Origin of the sequence: Actinomadura livida (genome assembly GCF_014648675.1) — a bacterium.
GTDB classification, from domain to species: Bacteria; Actinomycetota; Actinomycetes; order Streptosporangiales; family Streptosporangiaceae; genus Spirillospora; species Spirillospora livida.
On sequence record NZ_BMRO01000007.1, the window covers coordinates 453,967 to 455,509 of the forward strand.

At 70.3% G+C, this 1,543-nt stretch carries 1 protein-coding gene and 1 pseudogene; one reads left to right on the forward strand and one right to left on the reverse strand.

The annotated features are described in order from the left end of the window. Nucleotides 1-1,064 (reverse strand): DMT family transporter (locus IEZ03_RS19490; protein WP_189241219.1); only part of this gene is annotated, 1,064 nt, incomplete at its 3' end. A gap of 319 nt (nt 1,065-1,383) precedes the next feature. Between IEZ03_RS19490 and IEZ03_RS38025 the strand changes: the two are divergent. Beyond that, nucleotides 1,384-1,543, forward strand: a pseudogene (locus IEZ03_RS38025) (trigger factor); the annotation flags it as partial.

A 1,543-nucleotide genomic window follows, 5' to 3' on the forward strand; every position in this document is an offset into this window, starting at 1 on the left:
TCCTGCGCGTACGGCGAACGCTGCGGCGGCACCTGCTGCTCCGGTATCTGCTGCTCGGTCGGCTGCTGGTGCGGTGCCGCGTACCGGCCCTGCTCGGGACGGCGGAACTGCGGCCCGCCGAGCGCCGGGCCGCCCAGCCCCGGATCGCCGAAGGGGTCGCGCGCGGACGCGGCGTCCTCGTCGGCGGAGTCGCGCGCCGCCGCCGCGACCGGCCGGTGCTGCGGGAACTGCAGGACCGCGATCGCGCCCAGCGTCAGGGCCCCCAGCCGCATCGCGGAGTACGTCCCGTCCTGCGGCCACGCCTCGCCGTACATGAACGTGCCCATCGTCAGCAGGTACGTCTTGGCGGTGACCGTCATCACGGTCGCCACGATCGACACGCGGCAGCGCTGGAACGCCATCACCATGATCCCGAACCCGATGGCCGCCGCGAGCACGGTGAGGTAGGGCCACGGCGTCAGCGCGATCCGCAGGCTGGCGGCGTCGGCGTGGTCGCTCCACCCCTTGATCGCCAGTTCGGCGGTGCCGACCGGGAAGCCCGAGCTCAGCCCGTAGGCGATCCCGGTGATGGGGCGGGCGTGCCGGCCGTCCGGCCGGTAGTCGCCGAGGACCAGGATCAGGATCGGCACCGCGACCGCCGGGGCGACCACCACGGCGACCTTCCAGAGCGGCGCGCCCGCCGAGGCGATCGGCTCGTCTCCGCCGACGGAGGCGGTGAGCAGCAGGATGGCCCCGCCGATCAGGACCAGGCTCAGCCATTCGCGCGGCGTGAGCCGCTCCCCGAAGAACGCCAGCGCGATGAGCAGCAGCGGAACCATGCCGGACATGAAGATCGGCACCGCGGTGGAGAGCGGCAGCCTGCTGAGCGCCAGGATCTGCAGGCCGAGCCCCGAGAGCACGAACGCGAGTGCCGCCAGGAAGATCCAGTTGGTGACGATCGTCCAGGTCATGTGCAGGATGCGGTTCCCCCGGATGGGGGCCATCCGGTCCGCCGCGAGCTTGAAGACGGCGAACCCGAGGTAGTAGAGACCGGTCGCACTGAAGGCCGCAGCTATCCCGTTCATCCCGGACGAGTATGGGGGTTCCGATCACTTATGTCACTGCCTGTACGGGATCGTTGACACGGATTGGCCGGTCTTGTGGGCGTCCGATGTCCGCACCCGGCGCCGCTACCCCATAGACTTGGCCGCGCGAAGGCGCGGAGCCGTATTCGGCGTGCCCGTGCCGCTGAGAGACTGACCGGCTGAGAGACGACGCAGACGGACCGGGTAACGGGCCCGTAGGCGTGCAGGCCGAGGGCTCGCAGGCAAGCTCGCAGGCAAGAAGGCAGCACGCGTCGAACGCCGCGGCCGAGACAGCGCCCGATCAAGGAGACCTACCCCAGTGAAGACCGATGTCGAGGAGCTCACCCCCACGCGGGTCAAGCTCACCGTCGAGGTTCCGTTCGACGAGCTCAAGCCGAACCTCGACAAGGCGTACAAGGAGATCTCGCAGCAGGTGCGGATCAAGGGCTTCCGGCCCGGCAAGGTCCCGGCACCGCTGA